The organism is Micromonospora sp. NPDC048907 (genome assembly GCF_055586885.1).
The window spans coordinates 305,862-321,259 of record NZ_JBVJHI010000006.1; the positions used below are offsets into that span (position 1 = coordinate 305,862).

The window sequence follows — 15,398 nt, forward strand, 5'->3', positions numbered from 1 at the left end:
GCACCCGGGAAGGGAACTCCCATGGCGTCCAAGCGCAAGCCGCAGCCCGAGAACACGACCGACGAGGCGCGCGAGCAGATGCGCCGCGCACTGCAGACCTCGATGGACACCCGCCAGTGACGGTGGCCGCCCGGCGGTGACGCCGCATCCACGACGTCACCGCCACTCCGCCCACCCCGCCATCCCACCCCCACCCTCCGGGGTGATCATGAGGTTGGCGGCAGATTCGGAGATCCACACCGCCGCTAACTTCATGATCGTCGCGACAGGCGCCGCCCGGTAAGTAGTGGGTGGGGTTGCGGGCCTTACGAGGTGCGTGCCAGGATCGGCGGCGATGAGTCAGACTGTCGCGCCCGCCGCCCCCTCCGCCACGGCCCGGCGGATCGCCGCGCTCGCCCTGCCGGCCCTCGTGGTCCTCGCGGCCGAGCCGCTCTACGTGCTGGTCGACACGGCCGTCGTCGGGCACCTGGGCCGGGTCCCGCTCGCCGCGCTCGCCATCGGCGGCACCGTGCTGACGCTGACCGCCTGGCTGGGCACCGTCGTGGCGTACGGGACCACGGGCCGGTCGGCCCGGCGGTTCGGCGCGGGGGACCGGGCCGCGGCGGTGGCCGAGGGCGTGCAGGCGTCCTGGCTCGCCCTGGGCGTCGGGGTGCTGGTGGCGCTCGCCATGCAGGTCGGCGGCGGGTGGTTGGCGCGTACCCTCGCCGGTGGCACCGGCGACGTGGCCGACGCCGCCGCGACCTGGCTGCGGATCGCGGCGCTCGGCGCGCCCGGCCTGCTGCTGGCGGCGGCCGGCAACGGTTGGCTGCGCGGCATCCAGGACACCCGCCGGCCGCTGCTCTTCGTGCTCGGCCCCAACCTGCTCTCCGCGCTGCTCTGCCCGCTGCTGGTCTATCCGGCCGGGCTCGGCCTGGCCGGCTCGGCCGTGGCGAACGCGGTGGCGCAGACCATCTCCGGCGGCCTGTTCGCGGCGGCCCTGGTCCGCGAGCGGGTCCCGCTGCGGCCCCGGCCCCGGCTGATCGGCCAGCAGTTGACGCTCAGCCGGGACCTGCTCATCCGGGGCGTCGCCTTCCAGGCCAGTTTCCTGTCCGCGACCGCCGTGGCCGCCCGGTTCGGGGCCGCCGCGGTCGGCGCGCACCAGATCGCCGTGCAGCTCTGGTTCTTCACCGCCCTGGTGCTGGACGCCCTGGCGATCGCCGCGCAGTCCCTGATCGGCGCGGCGCTCGGCGCCGGCGACGCCGGGGCGGCCCGCGCCCTCGCCCGGCGGATCGCCCTGCTCGGCGGGCTCTGCGGCGTGGCGTTCGCGGTGCTCATCGCCGCCGGCGCCGGCCTGGTGCCGTCGTGGTTCAGCTCCGATCCGCAGGTACGCGAGCAGGCCATGGTGGCCTGGCCCTGGTTCGTGGCGCTGCAGCCGATCGGCGGCGTGGTGTTCGCGCTCGACGGTGTGCTGATCGGCGCGGGAGACGTGCGCTACCTGCGCAACCTGACCATCGTGGCGGCGCTCGGCGGCTTCCTGCCGGCCATCTGGCTGGCCTACGGGCTCGACCTCGGGCTGGGCGGCATCTGGGCGGGGCTGACCCTGTTCGTGGTGCTCCGGCTGGTCGCCCTGCTGCTGCGGCTGCGTTCCGGCGGCTGGGCGGTGGTCGGCGCGGTCCGCTGACCGCCCTCCGGGCCGTCGCGGCCCCGCCAGGCCGTCCCGGGCGACCGGCTCAGCAGGTGTCCGGGAGGTCCAGCGTCGCGGCGGGGTCGAAGACCGCGTCCGGGTCCGGGCCGTCCGGGCCGCCGAAGCCGCGCGTGCCCGGGCCGAGCAGCCCTTTGTCGAAGGCCGCGCAGTCGACGTTGGCGGTGTACGAGTTCGCGTCCTCGACCCACAGCCCCTCCGAGCCGCGCTTGACGTCGTCGGGATGCGGCATGCTCCAGACCACCGTGTCGTGCACGACGACCAGCCCGTCGCCCGGCTGGGTACCGCTGGACCGGAAGGCGTACGCCCAGACGAAGTTGGTGGTCACCGCCAGGATCCGGACGCCGTCGGCGTCCGTGGTGGCCCGGTAGCTGATCCGGCCCCGCACCCGGGGCTGGTCGGCGGTGAGCCGGGCGCCGGGCGCCAGCCGGGTGGCGTACGCGGCGAAGGCGTCGGACGCGAAGCTCCTGCGCAGGCCGGCGCGGGCGTCGGGGGCGAACTGCCGGATCAGCAGCTCCGGGTCCTCCGTGGTCATGAACCGGCGGTCCAGTCGCGCCGTCACCAGGACCGGCCGGACCTTCGCCAGCGCGGCCGCCACCTCCTTCGCGGTGAACGGGCCGGTACGCTTCGCCGCCGGCAGCACGATCCCCGCCTGCCCCTGCGCGAACCCGGCGGCCGGGGTGCCGTCGAAGGGGCCGGGCGCCCGGGGTGGCGCGGCGGACGTGGTGGCCGGTGCGGCGGACGTGGCGGACGGCGGCCCGAACGTCGGGAACACCACCGGCCGCCCGCGCGCGGACGGCATCGACACCAGGATGGCGCCGCCCACCACCCCGACGAAGGCGAGCACGAGCAGCGCCGTCACGCCGGTCAGCAGCGAGCCGGGGTGCCGCCTGCGCCAGCCCCGCAACCCGCCGTCGCGGCCCGGATCACCCGCGCCGGGCGGCGACCAGCGCTGCCACTCCGCCGCCGGCGGCGGTCCGTGCCGCTGGCCCGGCGGCGCCGCGGGCTGGCGCGGCGCGGCGGGCTGGCGCGGTGGCGCGGCGGGCTGGCGCGGTGGTGCGGAGTCCGGCCGATCCTCGGTCATCGCGGCCCCCGGTCAGGAGTGGGCGAGATGTCACCGAGTGTCCCACCTTGTCGCCCGACGCGGTAGCCCTCAGTTCCCTCAGCAGGGCTTGAACGAGCCGGGCCCGCCCATCCACGGGTACACCGTGAGGAAGCCCTCCGCGAGCCGGGAGCACTCGACGTTGCTGGTGCTCGCCCGCGCCGACACCAGCCAGAGCCCGCGCTGCGCGGCGGGCAGCCCGTCCGACCGGGGGACGTGCCAGACGACCTCGTCCCGGATGGCCGCCAGACCAGCCTGGCCGGGCGTGGTGCGCGGCACGTCGAACGCGTACACCCAGGCGTAGGCGGTGGTGATCTCCAGCACCGGGACGCCGTTCCCGTTCGTGGTGGCTCGGTAGCGGATCGTCCCCCGGGCCCTGACCTCCTCGGCCTCGCCACGGGAGCCGATCCGGGTGGCGTAGTTCAGGAAGGTGTTGCCGTCGAAGTCGCGCGCCAGCTCCGTGCGGGCGTCCGGTGCGAGGAGGGCCAGGAACGGCGCCGGGTCGCCGGCGAGCATGGCCGGATCGAGGCGGGCCGCCGTCACGGCCCTGCGGACCTGGGTCAGGGCCGCGGCCACCTCCGCGGCGGAGAACGGTCCGGTCGCGGCGGCCCGGGGCAGCACGATCGCCTCCTCGCCAGCGGCGAAGTCCGCCGCGGCGCTCCCGGCGAAGAGGTCCCGCGGCTCGCCGACCTGGCTCAGCGGCACCGGAGACGGCGTGGGAGAGGCCGTCGGCGGGGCGGTGCCGGCCCGGATGCGGTCGACCGCGACGTGACCCAGCGTGGCCGTGGCGCCGAGAAGTGCCAACGCGAGCAACGCGACACAGGCGACGTGACGCTTGCCGCGCTCCCGGGACCACACGAGCCGGATGCGCTCCCCGCGGGTGAGCGGAGTCGCCGCGTCCTCGCCGGTCATCCAGCTGGGTAGCCGGGCGGCGTCACCGCGGGTGGCGACCTCGTACCGGTGCGGATCCGCCGGGGGGGTGGTCTCGTCCTCAGTGGTCATCGGGCATCCCAAGGCGTACGAAGGGGTTGGCGGCTGATCGTCGCACCGGAACCGGCGCGTCAGACCTCATGGTTCCTGATCTTGTTGAGCAGGTAGAGCGTGCCGACCACCAGGGCGGTGGCCACCACGGCCACCACCACGAAGGACACGATCGCGGACAGTGCGGGGTGCCGCTCGCTGAACCGGGTGCGGTCCCGCCACGCCCAGAGCCGGCGGCGCGCCGCCGCCAGCGGAGGCACGCCGTCGACGAAGTCCGAGAGGCGGCGGCCGAGGGTGCGCCGCGGCGGCTCCGGGTTCCGCATCCACTCGGGCAGGTCGACCCGGGGACGGTGCTCGTGCGACGGCGGGGTGGTGCTCATCGGGACTCCTTGCGGGTGGGGGTGACGAGGGTGGCGGCAGTGTGCCGGAACGGGGTCGACGCCGCGACCCCGTGCCCGGGGTCGACTCAGCAGGTGTCCGGGACGTCGAGGGTGCGGTCCGGGTCGAAGACGGCGTCCGGATCCGGGTCCTCCGGGCCGCCGTAGGTGGGGCTGCCCACGTCGAGCAGTCCCTTGTCGAACGCCGCGCAGTCGATGTTGGAGCCGTACGAGTCGGCCTTCTCGATCCAGAGCCCGTTGGAGCCGCTCCGCACGTCGCCGGGGTGCGGCACGCTCCAGACCACCGTGTCGTGCACCACGACCACCCCGTCGCCGGGCAGCCCGCCGCTGGTCCGGAAGGCGTACGCCCAGACGAAGTTGCTGGTGATCTCCAGGATGCGGATGCCCTGGGCGTCCTTCGTGGCCCGGTAGCTGATCCGCCCCTTCACCCGCGGCTGGTCCGTGGTGATCCGCGCGCCGGGCGCCAGCCGGGTGGCGTAGGTGGCGAAGGCGTCGGAGGTGAAGTCCTCGCGCAGGTTGGCCTGCGCGTCCGGGGCGAACTGGCGCAGCAGCCGGTCCGGATCCTTCGAGGTCATGAACGTCCGGTCCAGCCGGCTGGTGACCAGTGCCTTACGTACCTTGGTCAGCGCGGTGGCCACCTGCTTCTCGGTGAACGGCCCGGTCCGCTTCGCGGCGGGCAGGGCGATCCCGGCCGCCCCCTCGGGGAAGTCGGCGGCCGGCGTGCCGTCGAAGGCGCCGGCCGCCGGGGGCGGTGACGCCGACGAGACCGCCTGCTCGCCGACCGGCTGGCTGATCGTCGGGTACGCCGCCGGCGCCGCCGTCCAGCGCTTGACGCCCAGGTAGCCGCCCGTGGCGAGCAGCCCGAAGAAGGCGAGCACCAGCAGGGCCGCCACGCCGCCGATCAGCTTGCCCGAGTGGTGGCCCAGCCAGATGCGCCACCGGTCGGAGCGGTCCGGCTCGACCGCCCCGGCCGGCTGGCGGAGCCAGTCGGGAACGGTCCCCAGACCGTCGGCGGGCGGGTACGGCTGGTCGGGGCGGCCGGGGTCGGGGCTCGGGGGTTGGTAGGTCATCTCGGTTCCCAGCGGTTCGTGGAGGTGGGGGACGGCGCGGGCCGGCAGCTGCCGGCCGGGAGTCGGACGTGCCGGGTCAGCAGTCGTCCGGGATGTCCAGCGAGCGGTCGGGGTCGTACAGGGAGTCGGGGTCCGGCGTGGGGGTGGCGAGCGGCTTGCCGTCGCGTGCCGTGCCGATGTCGAGCAGTCCCCGGTCGGAGGCCGCGCAGTCGACGTTCGCGCTGTACGCGCGGCTGTCCGTGAGCCAGAGACCGCTGTCCCGGGACCGGACGTCGTCCGGGTGGGGCACCTCCCAGACCAGGGTGTCGTGTACGACCACCACCCCGTCGCCGGGCACGACCCGGGGGCTCTGGAAGGCGTACGCCCAGACGAAGTTGGTGGTCACCCGGAGCACCCGGATCCCCTGGTCGTCCCGGGTCGCCCGGTAGGTGACCCGGCCCTTCACCCGGGGCTGGTCGGGCAGCAGCCGGGCGCCGGGCGGGAGCCGGGTCGCGAGGGTGGCGAACTCCGCGTCGCTGAGGTCCTCGCGGAGGTGGCGGCGGGCGTCCGGGGCGAACTGGCGCAGCAGAGGCTCCCGGTCCTTCGCCGTCATGAAGGCGCGGTCGAGCCGGGCGGTCACCAGGGCGGTCCGGATCTTCGTGAGCGCGGCGGACACCTGCTTCGCGGTGAAGCCGCCGGTCGCCTTCGCCGCGGGCAGCGTGATCCCGGCCGCGCCCTCCGGGAAGGCGCTCGCCGGGGTGCCGTCGAAGGGGCCGGCGGCCGGGGGCGGCGACGCCGCGGTGGTCGCCTGGATGCCGGCGGGCGGGCTCACCGTCGGGTACGCCCGGGGCGGGTCGGACGGGCGCTGGGCGTAGCGGTACCCGGCCGCGCCGAGGTACGCCAGCAGCGCCAGCACCAGCACGGCGCCGACACCGAGGCGCAGGCCGCGGGCGTGCCGGCCGAACCAGATGCGCAGCCGGGCGGCCGGGCCGAGCCGGATCTCCCGCTCCAGCTGGCGCACCCAGTCCGGGATCTCCTCGGGGCCGCCCCTGGCGGGCCGGTCGGGCCGCGGTGGCTCGGGGGTGAAGTCGTCGCTGCTCATCGTGCTTTCCGGGGCAGGAGGGGGTGCGGGGCGCATGATCTTGACACCCGGCGCGATCGGGGCGGTATCCCCCGCAGGGCCGATCCCGCCGTCTGGCAGGCTTGGCGGTCGTGAGCGCAGACGGTCTGATCGTGGTCGACAAGCCCGGCGGCATGACGTCGCACGACGTGGTCGCCCGGATCCGGCGGCTGGCCCGGACCCGGCGGGTGGGGCACGGCGGCACGCTGGACCCGATGGCCACCGGCGTGCTGGTGATCGGCGTGGGCCGCGCCACCCGCCTGCTCACCTACGTGATCGGCGCCGGCAAGAGCTACACCGCGACGATCCGGCTCGGCCAGGCGACGGTCACCGACGACGCCGAGGGCGACGTGATCGCCACCACCCCGGCCGGCACGGTGACCGACGACGCGGTCCGCACGGCGCTCGCCGCGCTCACCGGCGAGGTCGACCAGGTGCCCAGCGCGGTCAGCGCCATCAAGATCGACGGGCAGCGGGCGTACAAGCGGGTGCGCGAGGGGGAGAGCGTCGAGCTGCCGGCCCGCCGGGTGACCATCTCGCGGCTGGACGTGCTGGCGATCCGCCGGGACGTCCCGGACGTGGTGGACGTCGACGTGGACGTCACCTGCTCGTCCGGGACGTACATCCGGGCCATCGCCCGGGACGCGGGCCTGGCCCTCGGGGTCGGCGGCCATCTCACCGCGCTGCGCCGCACCGCGGTCGGCGGGTTCACCCTGGCCGAGGCGGCCACCCTCGACGCGCTGGAGCAGCGCGCGCCGGACGTGGTGAACCTGCCGCTGGACGCGGCCGCCGGCCGGTTCTTCCCGCGCCGCGACGCCACGCCGGAGGAGGCCAGGGTGCTCTCCCACGGCGGGCCGCTGGACCCGGCGGGCATCGCCGGGCCGTACGCGGTCTTCGGCCCGGGCGGCGGGTTGATCGCTATCGTCAGCGAGCGGGACGGGCGGGCCCGCGCGGAGATCGTGCTGGCCCCCGCCTGACGGCGCGGGCGGACAGGGGAGGAGCGGCATGCAGCGGTGGCGGGGGTACGAGGCGGCGCCCGGCGGCTGGGGACGTTCGGTGGTCACCATCGGCGTCTTCGACGGCGTGCACAAGGGCCACCAGGCCACCATCGGCCACGCCGTGGCGCGCGCCCGCGAACTGGGCGTCAAGTCGGTGGTGGTGACCTTCGACCCGCACCCGGCCGAGGTGGTGCGCCCTGGTTCGCACCCGGCCGTGCTCACCGAGCCGGCCCGCAAGGCCGAGTTGATCGAGGCGCTCGGCGTCGACGTGCTCTGCGTGGTGCCGTTCACCCCGGAGTTCTCCCGCCTGCCGGCCGAGGCGTTCGTGCACGACGTCCTGGTCGAGCACCTGCACGCCGCGCTCGTGGTGGTCGGCGACAACTTCCGGTTCGGGCACCGGGCGGCCGGGGACGTGGCGCTGCTGGAGCGGCTGGGCCGCACCTTCGGCTTCGGGGTGGCGGGCGCCCCGCTGGTCGCCGAGGCGGGCACGGTGTTCTCCTCCACGTACATCCGCTCCTGCGTCGACGCGGGCGACGTGGCCGCGGCGGCCGCCGCGTTGGGCCGCCCGCACCGGGTCGAGGGCGTGGTGGTCCGTGGTGACCAGCGCGGGCGTGAGCTGGGTTACCCGACGGCCAACCTGCTGACCCACCGGTACGCGGCCATCCCCGCCGACGGGGTGTACGCGGCCCGGCTGGTCCGCCGGGGCGGGGAGCCCCTCGCGGCGGCGGTCTCCATCGGCACCAACCCGACCTTCTCCGGCCGGGAGCGCCGGGTGGAGGCGTACGCGCTGGACTTCACGGGCGACCTCTACGGCGAGCGGCTGGCCCTGGACTTCGTGGCGCACCTGCGCGAACAGCGGAAATACGACGCGATCGAGCCGTTGCTGGCCCAGATGGCCGAGGACGTGGAGCGGACCCGCCGAGCGGTCGGCTGAGCGCGCCGACCGGCCGCTTCGCGGCCCTTCACCGGGCGGTTCCCGGCCGGGCTGGTAGGCTGGCGGGGACGTCGGCTGACCGACGTGGGGCCTCGCGTGCCTGCACGACGCCGCGGGTGCGAGGAACCGGTCCGTTTCCCGGTCACTCCGACCGATCCGGACCTCATCCACCGTTCCACGAAACAGGGAGAACATGGCGCTCGACCAGGAAGCCAAGGCCAAGATCCGTGCGGAGTACGCGACCGCCGAGGGCGACACCGGTTCGCCGGAGGTGCAGGTCGCGGTCCTCACCAAGCGGATCGCCGAGCTCACCGAGCACCTGAAGGTGCACAAGCACGACCACCACAGCCGCCGCGGGCTGCTGCTGCTGGTCGGCCGTCGCCGCCGGCTGCTCAACTACGTCCAGAAGAAGGACATCAACCGCTACCGGTCGCTCATCGAGCGGCTCGGCCTGCGCCGATGACGTGACGGGGGAGTGGCCACGCGGCCGCTCCCCCGTTTCGGTACCACCAGAAGAACCCGGCCACGCGACCGACCGAGAGGGAACCGGTCAGCGCACCGGTCTCCGGTAGTGGCCCCCGGGCACCCCGGCATCATGCCGGCCACCCGGGCGCTTCGATCGAAGACCGGCCGCCTGAGCAGTTCCCCGTGTCGTGGGCCGACGACGCGAAGGAGCACCACAGCACATGACCGAGACCAACCTCGGCACCGAATCCCGCACCGCCGTGATCGACAACGGGTCCTTCGGCACCCGCGAGATCACCTTCTCCACCGGCCGGCTTGCCCGTCAGGCCGCCGGCTCCGTCATCGCCCAGCTCGGCGAGACGGTCGTCCTCTCCGCCACCACCGCCGGCAAGCAGCCCCGGGAGCAGTTCGACTTCTTCCCGCTGACCGTCGACGTCGAGGAGCGGATGTACGCCGCGGGCCGGATCCCCGGCTCGTTCTTCCGCCGCGAGGGCCGGCCCAGCGAGGACGCGATCCTCACCTGCCGGCTGATCGACCGGCCGCTGCGCCCGTCGTTCGTCAAGGGCCTGCGCAACGAGGTCCAGGTCGTCGAGACCGTGCTGGCCCTCGACCCGCAGCACCCGTACGACGTGGTGGCCATCAACGCCGCCTCGATGTCGACCAAGCTCTCCGGCCTGCCGTTCTCCGGCCCGATCGGCGCGACCCGCGTCGCGCACGTCGACGGCCAGTGGGTGGCCTTCCCGACCCTGGAGGAGCTGGCCCGGGCCACCTTCGACATGGTCGTGGCCGGCCGGGCGCTGCCGGACGGCGACGTCGCGATCATGATGGTCGAGGCCGAGGCGACGCCGAACGCCGTGGCCCTGATCTCGGACGGCGCCACCGCGCCGACCGAGGAGATCGTGGCCAGCGGCCTGGAGGCCGCCAAGCCGGCGATCCGCGAGCTGTGCCGCGCGCAGAGCGAGCTGGCCGAGGTGGCCGCCAAGCCGGTCGCCGAGTTCCCGGTCTTCCTGGACTACTCCGACGACGCGTACGAGGCCGTGGCCGAGGTGGCCCGCGCCGAGGTCGCCGAGGCCCTCAAGATCGCCGGCAAGGCGGACCGCGAGGAGGCCCTGGACCGGGTCAAGGCCAAGGTCGCCGAGGAGCTCGGCGGCCGGTTCGAGGGCCGCGAGAAGGAGCTCTCCGCCGCCTTCCGGTCGCTGACCAAGTCCGAGGTCCGCAACCGGGTGCTGCGCGAGCAGGTCCGCATCGACGGCCGCGGCCCGCGGGACATCCGCCCGCTGACCGCCGAGGTCGGCGTGCTGCCGCGGGTGCACGGCTCGGCGCTGTTCGAGCGGGGCGAGACCCAGATCCTGGGCGTCACCACGCTGAACATGCTGCGCATGGAGCAGATGGTGGACACGCTGTCCCCGGAGAACCGCAAGCGCTACATGCACAACTACAACTTCCCGCCGTACTCGACGGGTGAGACCGGCCGGGTCGGCTCGCCGAAGCGGCGTGAGATCGGCCACGGCGCTCTCGCCGAGCGCGCGCTGATCCCGGTGCTGCCGTCGCGCGAGGAGTTCCCGTACGCCATCCGGCAGGTCTCCGAGGCGCTCGGCTCCAACGGCTCCACCTCGATGGGCTCGGTCTGCGCCTCGACGCTGGGCCTGCTCTCGGCCGGTGTGCCGCTGAAGGCGCCGGTCGCCGGCATCGCCATGGGCCTCATCTCCGACGAGGTCGACGGCAAGACCCAGTACGTGACGCTCACCGACATCCTCGGCGCCGAGGACGCGTTCGGTGACATGGACTTCAAGGTCGCCGGCACGCGGGAGTTCGTCACCGCGCTGCAGCTCGACACCAAGCTCGACGGCATCCCGTCGGACGTGCTGGCCGCCGCGCTGCAGCAGGCGTACGAGGCCCGGCAGACCATCCTCGACGTGATGCAGCGGGCCATCGAGGCACCGGCCGAGATGTCGGACTACGCCCCGCGGGTCACCACCGTGAAGATCCCGGTCGACAAGATCGGCATGGTGATCGGCCCGAAGGGCCAGACGATCAACGCCATCCAGGACGAGACCGGCGCCGAGATCTCGATCGAGGACGACGGCACCATCTACGTCGGCGCGACCAACGGCCCGTCGGCCCAGGCCGCGGTCGAGCGGATCAACGCGATCGCCAACCCGACGCTGCCGAAGGTCGGCGACCGGTTCCTCGGCACCGTGGTGAAGACCGCCGCGTTCGGCGCCTTCATCTCGCTGCTGCCGGGCCGCGACGGCCTGCTGCACATCTCCAAGGTGGGCGACGGCAAGCGGGTCGAGAAGGTCGAGGACTTCCTCAACGTCGGCGACAAGGTCGAGGTCGAGATCGCCGACATCGACGCCCGCGGCAAGATCTACCTGGACAAGGTCCGCCCGGAGGGCGCCGAGGCGCCGGCCGCGGCCGAGGCCGAGGGCGGCGAGCGTCCGGCCGGCCGGGACCGCGGCGGCGACCGCGGCCCGCGGGACCGCGGCGACCGTGAGCGCGGCGGCGAGCGCGGCGGCCGGGGTCCGGAGCGCGGCGAGGGCGGCGGCGAGGGCGGCGGCGACGGCCGTCCGCGGCGCCGCACCCGGCACAGCTGATCCACCTACCGGCCGGGTGACGCCCCCAGGGGCGTCACCCGGCCGGCCCCGTTCGTCATCACCGCACCACCCACCCCTTGTCGAACTGAGAGCAGGTTCCTCGTGAGTCGGACCCGGCGTTCGTCCTCCCCGGCGGCTCGACGGGGGGTGACGTCGTCCGGGGTCGCGCGCCCCGCGGGCGGAGCCGCCCGGGCGATCACCCGCACCCTCAGCGACGACCCGCTGGGCGGCACCGTCCGCCGTACCGTGCTCCCCAGCGGCCTGCGCGTGCTCACCGAGGCGATCCCGGCCATGCGCAGCGTCTCGTTCGGCATCTGGGTGGCGGTGGGCTCCCGCGACGAGACCGGGCCGCAGGCCGGCGCCGCGCACTTCCTGGAGCACCTGCTCTTCAAGGGCACCAACAAGCGCAGCGCGCTGGAGATCTCCTCGGAGATCGAGGCGGTGGGCGGCGAGACGAACGCCTTCACCACGAAGGAATACACCTGCTACTACGCCCGCGTGCTGGACGAGGACCTGCCGCTGGCCATCGACGTCATGTGCGACCTGGTCGCCGACTCGGTGCTGGCCGCACCCGACGTGGAGACCGAACGCGGGGTGATCCTCGAAGAGATCGCCATGCACGACGACGAGCCCGGCGACGAGGTGCACGACCTGTTCGCCCGCGCCGTCTACGGCGACCATCCCCTCGGCCGGCTCATCTCCGGCACGGAGGAGACGGTCACGCCGATGACCCGGCGGCAGATCCAGAGCTTCTACCGCCGCCGCTACACGGCGCCGCAGATCGTCATCGCCGCCGCCGGCAACCTCGATCACGCCGCCGTGGTCAAGCTGGTCCGGCAGGCGCTGCGCGGCACCCCGCTGGACACCGACCCGGCCGCGCCGGCCGCCCACCGGCCGGCCACCCCGGCGGTACGGACCAGGCCGGCCGCCACCCTGGTCGAGCCGAAGGAGACCGAGCAGGCGCACGTCATCCTCGGCTGCCCCGGCATCGACCGCACCGACGAGCGGCGCTTCGCCCTCGGGGTGCTCAACAACGTGCTCGGCGGCGGCATGTCCAGCCGGCTGTTCCAGGAGATCCGCGAGCAGCGCGGCCTGGCCTACTCGGTCTACTCCTACGCCAGCCAGTACGCCGACAGCGGCCTGTTCGCCGTCTACGCCGGCTGCGCGCCGGGCAAGGTGGACGAGGTGCTGGACCTGACCCGCGCCGGGCTCCAGCGGGTGGCCGCCGCGGGGATCACCGAGGCCGAGCTGGCCCGGGGCAAGGGGATGAGCAAGGGCTCCTTCGTCCTCGGCCTGGAGGACACGGGCTCCCGGATGAGCCGGCTGGCCAAGGGCGAGCTGCTCTACGGCAACCTCATGCCGGTCGACGAGCTGCTGGCCCGGGTCGACGCGGTGACGCTGGACGACGTGAACGGCCTCGCCGCCGACCTGCTCGCCGGGCCGATGTCCCTGGCCGTGGTGGGCCCGTTCGACGAGTCCGCCTTCACCGCCCGCTGACCGTCCCGCTTGCCGGTCCGTCGGGGTGGCCGCGTCCCGATTGGGATAGGTTGTGCCCCGTGACTGACGAGCAGGAGAAGACCCGGGTCCAGGTCGGCGTGCTGGGCGCCCGCGGCCGGATGGGCATGGAGGTCTGCAGGGCCGTCGACGCGGCCGGCGACCTCGACCTGGTGGCCACCGTCGACCAGGGCGACGACCTGTCCGCCGCCTCCGGCGCCGACGTGGTCGTCGACTTCACCACCCCCGACGTCGTCATGGACAACCTGCGCTGGTGCGTCGACCAGGGCATCCACGCGGTCGTCGGCACCACCGGCTTCACCGGGCAGCGCCTCGACCAGGTGCGCGGCTGGCTCGCCGACAAGCCCGGCGTCGGCGTGGTGATCGCCCCCAACTTCGGCATCGGCGCGGTGCTCATGATGCAGTTCGCCGCCCGCGCGGCCCGGCACTTCGAGTCGGTCGAGATCATCGAGCAGCACCACCCCCGCAAGCTCGACGCCCCCAGCGGCACCGCCACCCACACGGCCCGGCTCGTCGCGCAGGCCCGCGCCGAGGCCGGTCTCGGCCCCACCCCCGACGCCACCAGGGACGAGGTGCCCGGCGCCCGCGGCGCCGACATCGACGGGGTACGCGTCCACGCCGTCCGCGCCACCGGTCTGGTCGCCCACCAGGAGGTGCTCTTCGGCACCACCGGGGAGACACTGACCATCCGGCACGACTCGTACGACCGGGCGTCGTTCATGCCCGGCGTGCTGCTGGCGGTGCGCGAGGTGCGCCGCCGGCCGGGCCTCACCGTGGGCCTGGACGCCCTGCTCGACTGACTTCCCGCACCCGCGTCCGGCCGTACCTCGGACGGCCGCTGCCGCGGGGCGCGGGTGCGCAACGGCGATCAAGCGGCGCCGCCCCGGGCGGGTGCACGCTGTGCACATGACCCAGACGGACGGACTCACCGGCCTCCTCGACTGGCTCCAGGAAGCCCTGGACGACCCGGAGACCGGGCCGGCGGAGCTGGCCGCCCGGGCCCACCTGTCCCGGTTCCACTTCGACCGGCTGGTCGCCGCGGCCACCGGGGAACCGCCGGGCGCGCTGCGCCGCCGCCTGCTCCTGGAGCGCGCCGCGCACCGGCTCATCACCAGCGACCGGACCGTCCTCGACATCGCCGTCGAGGCCGGGTACGGCTCGCACGAGGCGTTCACCCGCGCCTTCCAGCGGTCGTACGGCACCGCACCCACCGTGCTCCGGCGCCGCCCGCCGCTGACCTTCCGCGAGCTGGAGCTGCCCTGCCCCAGCGGCGTCCACTTCCAACCGCCCGGCGGCCTCCGGCTGCCCGCGCCACGTCAGGAGACTCCGATGAACGTCCTCCAGCACCTGGTCGACCACCACGTCCGGACCCTCACCGCGATCATCGAGCGCGCGGGCACCCTCGACGACGAGGTGCTCGACCGGCCCGTCACCGTGTCCGTGGAGACCATCGACGAACAGCCGACGCTCCGCTCGCTGATCAACGCGATGGTCACCCAGGAGGAGCACTGGCTGTCGGCGCTGCGCGGCGGCGGGTGGCCCGACGAGAGCGATCGGTCCGTGTCCGGGCTGGCCGCCCGGCACGCGGTCGCCGGCCGCGACTGGCGGGCCTTCGTGGCCCGGACGCTCGACGCCGGCACCCTCGCGGACACCTTCGTCGACACCACCTGCACGCCGCCGACCACCCACACCCTGGGCGGCACCATCGGCCACGTGATCACCTTCGCCGCCGTGCGCCGCACCCTGGCCATCGGCGCCCTGCACAGCGCCGGGATCACCGACCTGGGCGCCGGCGATCCTCGCCCGTACCTGGACGCCGCCGCGACCACGGCGGCCGGCTGACCGCCGCTCCCGCCGGTCCGGACCGGCCCGGCTCGCCGAGGTGGCGGTGTCCCGCACCGCCACCTCGGCGCACCGGCCGGCTCCGGCGAAAGCGATGGCCCGGTCGGCGGGCCGGACCTAGGCTGACCGTCATGATCGATTCCGGGCTGTGTGACCGCTCCGGCCGCCGGGTGACCCTGCGGCCGGTGGGCGACGACAACTGGCGTGCGGTGGCCGACGTCGCGCCCCGCGACGACCAGCGCGCGTTCGTGCCGGCGCTGGCGGCCCGCTACCTGGTGCTGACCATGCGCTCCGACGTCTGGACCTCGCTCGCCGTCTGCGCGGACGAGACGGTGGTCGGTCACGTCATGTGGGGTGTGGACGACGACGGCTCCCGCTGGATCGGCGGCATGGTGATCGACGCCGCCGAGCAGGACCGCGGCATCGGCCGCGCCGCCGTGCGGACCCTCACCGACTGGCTCGGCAAGGCCGGGCAACCGATCCGCCTCAGCTATCGCCCCGACAACGCCGCCGCCGCCACCCTCTACGGCTCCCTGGGCTTCCACCCGACCGGCGCCGTGGAGGACGACGAACTCGTCGCCGAACTCACCCCACCCACCCCCCACCCCTGACCTGCCGGGGAGCGGGCCGCCCTGTCCGGCTGATCATGAGGTTGGCGGCACCAAAGGAGATCAACTCCGCCGCCAACCTCATGATCGACCCCCGGAGGCCCGGGG

The 15,398-nt window shown here is 74.5% G+C and carries 14 protein-coding genes; 9 read left to right on the forward strand and 5 right to left on the reverse strand.

What is annotated here, in order from left to right:
- The first annotated feature begins 334 nt into the window (after nucleotides 1–334).
- Nucleotides 335–1,660, forward strand: a complete 1,326-nt coding sequence (locus tag ACZ6PY_RS22910; protein ID WP_466074919.1) for an MATE family efflux transporter — start codon at nucleotides 335–337, stop codon at nucleotides 1,658–1,660.
- Nucleotides 1,661–1,709: 49 nt separating this feature from the next.
- Here the strand turns inward: ACZ6PY_RS22910 and ACZ6PY_RS22915 are convergent, their stop codons facing one another.
- The 5 genes from ACZ6PY_RS22915 to ACZ6PY_RS22935 all read right to left on the reverse strand — a co-directional run bounded on the left by ACZ6PY_RS22915 (nucleotide 1,710) and on the right by ACZ6PY_RS22935 (nucleotide 6,313).
- Complete coding sequence (locus tag ACZ6PY_RS22915; protein ID WP_466074920.1) at nucleotides 1,710–2,765, reverse strand: hypothetical protein; 1,056 nt, start codon at nucleotides 2,763–2,765, stop codon at nucleotides 1,710–1,712.
- Nucleotides 2,766–2,843: 78 nt separating this feature from the next.
- The gene (locus tag ACZ6PY_RS22920) at nucleotides 2,844–3,785 is read right to left on the reverse strand and encodes a hypothetical protein (protein ID WP_466074921.1); all 942 of its coding nucleotides are present in this window, start codon (nucleotides 3,783–3,785) and stop codon (nucleotides 2,844–2,846) included.
- A gap of 59 nt (nucleotides 3,786–3,844) precedes the next feature.
- Nucleotides 3,845–4,144 (reverse strand): hypothetical protein, encoded by a 300-nt coding sequence (locus ACZ6PY_RS22925; protein WP_466074922.1) that lies wholly within the window; start codon nucleotides 4,142–4,144, stop codon nucleotides 3,845–3,847.
- 86 nt (nucleotides 4,145–4,230) lie between these two features.
- Nucleotides 4,231–5,232, reverse strand: coding sequence for a hypothetical protein (locus ACZ6PY_RS22930; protein WP_466074923.1), 1,002 nt, complete (start codon nucleotides 5,230–5,232; stop codon nucleotides 4,231–4,233).
- 76 nt (nucleotides 5,233–5,308) lie between these two features.
- The gene (locus tag ACZ6PY_RS22935) at nucleotides 5,309–6,313 is read right to left on the reverse strand and encodes a hypothetical protein (protein ID WP_466074924.1); all 1,005 of its coding nucleotides are present in this window, start codon (nucleotides 6,311–6,313) and stop codon (nucleotides 5,309–5,311) included.
- A 110-nt stretch (nucleotides 6,314–6,423) separates the two neighbouring features.
- Here ACZ6PY_RS22935 and truB point away from each other — a divergent pair, with 110 nt between their 5' ends.
- The 8 genes from truB to ACZ6PY_RS22975 all read left to right on the forward strand — a co-directional run bounded on the left by truB (nucleotide 6,424) and on the right by ACZ6PY_RS22975 (nucleotide 15,293).
- Nucleotides 6,424–7,308, forward strand: a complete 885-nt coding sequence (gene truB, locus ACZ6PY_RS22940) for a tRNA pseudouridine(55) synthase TruB (protein WP_466074925.1) — start codon at nucleotides 6,424–6,426, stop codon at nucleotides 7,306–7,308.
- A 28-nt stretch (nucleotides 7,309–7,336) separates the two neighbouring features.
- The gene (locus tag ACZ6PY_RS22945; RefSeq protein WP_466074926.1) at nucleotides 7,337–8,263 is read left to right on the forward strand and encodes a bifunctional riboflavin kinase/FAD synthetase; all 927 of its coding nucleotides are present in this window, start codon (nucleotides 7,337–7,339) and stop codon (nucleotides 8,261–8,263) included.
- A gap of 193 nt (nucleotides 8,264–8,456) precedes the next feature.
- A complete protein-coding gene (rpsO, locus tag ACZ6PY_RS22950) occupies nucleotides 8,457–8,726 on the forward strand; it encodes a 30S ribosomal protein S15 (protein WP_043962418.1) in 270 nt (89 codons plus the stop codon).
- Between the two features lie 223 nt (nucleotides 8,727–8,949).
- Nucleotides 8,950–11,325, forward strand: a complete 2,376-nt coding sequence (locus ACZ6PY_RS22955; RefSeq protein ID WP_466074927.1) for a polyribonucleotide nucleotidyltransferase — start codon at nucleotides 8,950–8,952, stop codon at nucleotides 11,323–11,325.
- Between the two features lie 147 nt (nucleotides 11,326–11,472).
- A complete protein-coding gene (locus ACZ6PY_RS22960) occupies nucleotides 11,473–12,822 on the forward strand; it encodes a M16 family metallopeptidase (RefSeq protein WP_466074928.1) in 1,350 nt (449 codons plus the stop codon).
- A 59-nt stretch (nucleotides 12,823–12,881) separates the two neighbouring features.
- Entirely contained in the window at nucleotides 12,882–13,640 is a 759-nt protein-coding gene (gene dapB, locus ACZ6PY_RS22965; protein ID WP_466074929.1) for a 4-hydroxy-tetrahydrodipicolinate reductase, read from the forward strand.
- Between the two features lie 106 nt (nucleotides 13,641–13,746).
- Nucleotides 13,747–14,682 carry a helix-turn-helix domain-containing protein gene (locus ACZ6PY_RS22970; protein WP_466074930.1) on the forward strand — a complete coding sequence of 312 codons (936 nt, stop codon included), beginning with the start codon at nucleotides 13,747–13,749 and terminating at the stop codon, nucleotides 14,680–14,682.
- 131 nt (nucleotides 14,683–14,813) lie between these two features.
- Entirely contained in the window at nucleotides 14,814–15,293 is a 480-nt protein-coding gene (locus ACZ6PY_RS22975) for a GNAT family N-acetyltransferase (RefSeq protein ID WP_466074931.1), read from the forward strand.
- Nucleotides 15,294–15,398: the final 105 nt, after the last annotated feature.

Coding starts and splice junctions, on each gene's coding strand:
- ACZ6PY_RS22970 (WP_466074930.1), top strand. CDS start 13,747: ATGACCCAGACGGACGGACTCACCGGCCTCCTCGACTGGCTCCAGGAA.
- ACZ6PY_RS22930 (WP_466074923.1), bottom strand. CDS start 5,232: ATGACCTACCAACCCCCGAGCCCCGACCCCGGCCGCCCCGACCAGCCG.
- ACZ6PY_RS22955 (WP_466074927.1), top strand. CDS start 8,950: ATGACCGAGACCAACCTCGGCACCGAATCCCGCACCGCCGTGATCGAC.
- rpsO (WP_043962418.1), top strand. CDS start 8,457: ATGGCGCTCGACCAGGAAGCCAAGGCCAAGATCCGTGCGGAGTACGCG.
- ACZ6PY_RS22945 (WP_466074926.1), top strand. CDS start 7,337: ATGCAGCGGTGGCGGGGGTACGAGGCGGCGCCCGGCGGCTGGGGACGT.
- ACZ6PY_RS22915 (WP_466074920.1), bottom strand. CDS start 2,765: ATGACCGAGGATCGGCCGGACTCCGCACCACCGCGCCAGCCCGCCGCG.
- ACZ6PY_RS22975 (WP_466074931.1), top strand. CDS start 14,814: ATGATCGATTCCGGGCTGTGTGACCGCTCCGGCCGCCGGGTGACCCTG.
- ACZ6PY_RS22920 (WP_466074921.1), bottom strand. CDS start 3,785: ATGACCACTGAGGACGAGACCACCCCCCCGGCGGATCCGCACCGGTAC.
- ACZ6PY_RS22935 (WP_466074924.1), bottom strand. CDS start 6,313: ATGAGCAGCGACGACTTCACCCCCGAGCCACCGCGGCCCGACCGGCCC.
- ACZ6PY_RS22910 (WP_466074919.1), top strand. CDS start 335: ATGAGTCAGACTGTCGCGCCCGCCGCCCCCTCCGCCACGGCCCGGCGG.
- ACZ6PY_RS22925 (WP_466074922.1), bottom strand. CDS start 4,144: ATGAGCACCACCCCGCCGTCGCACGAGCACCGTCCCCGGGTCGACCTG.